Genomic DNA, 884 nt, shown 5'->3' on the forward strand with positions numbered 1-884 from the left:
TTACTCCGTCGCCGTCACCGCTTGGCCTTTGCGATCCGCGGATTTGCCTGCGGATCAGCCTCACGGCTTGGACAGGCTCTTCCAGCCGCCTGCTCGCCCTATCCTCCTGCGTCCCCCCATCGCTCAAACGGGAAGGAGGTGGTACAGGAATCTCCACCTGTTGTCCATCACCTACGCCTTTCGGCCTCGGCTTAGGTCCCGACTAACCCTGAGCGGACGAACCTTCCTCAGGAACCCTTAGGCTTTCGGCGCAGAGGATTCTCACCTCTGTTTTCGCTACTCATACCGGCATTCTCACTTCTAAGCGCTCCACCAGTCCTTCCGGTCTGGCTTCTCTGCCCTTAGAACGCTCCCCTACCGATGACCAACGGTCATCCCGCAGCTTCGGCGGCACGTTTAGCCCCGGTACATTTTCGGCGCAGAGTCACTCGACCAGTGAGCTATTACGCACTCTTTAAATGGTGGCTGCTTCTAAGCCAACATCCTGGTTGTCTCGGCAACTCCACATCCTTTTCCACTGAACGTGCACTTCGGGGCCTTAGCTGGCGGTCTGGGCTGTTCCCCTCTCGACCACGGATCTTATCACTCGCAGTCTGACTCCCGGGCATAAGTCGTTGGCATTCGGAGTTTGACTGGGTTCGGTAACCCGTTGAGGGCCCCTAGCCCAATCAGTGCTCTACCTCCAACACTCTTAAACCCGAGGCTAGCCCTAAAGCTATTTCGGGGAGAACCAGCTATCTCCAAGTTCGATTGGCATTTCACCCCTACCCACACCTCATCCCCGCACTTTTCAACGTGCGTGGGTTCGGGCCTCCAGCCGGTGTTACCCGGCCTTCACCCTGGACATGGGTAGATCACCTGGTTTCGGGTCGACGACGACGTAC

General features: G+C 57.8%; 1 rRNA gene. It reads right to left on the reverse strand.

The features are described 5' to 3' along the window. Positions 1-884: ribosomal RNA gene (locus BRO54_RS18845) — 23S ribosomal RNA — on the reverse strand; the annotation flags it as partial.

This window comes from Geobacillus proteiniphilus (assembly GCF_001908025.1).
Taxonomy (GTDB): domain Bacteria; phylum Bacillota; class Bacilli; order Bacillales; family Anoxybacillaceae; genus Geobacillus; species Geobacillus proteiniphilus.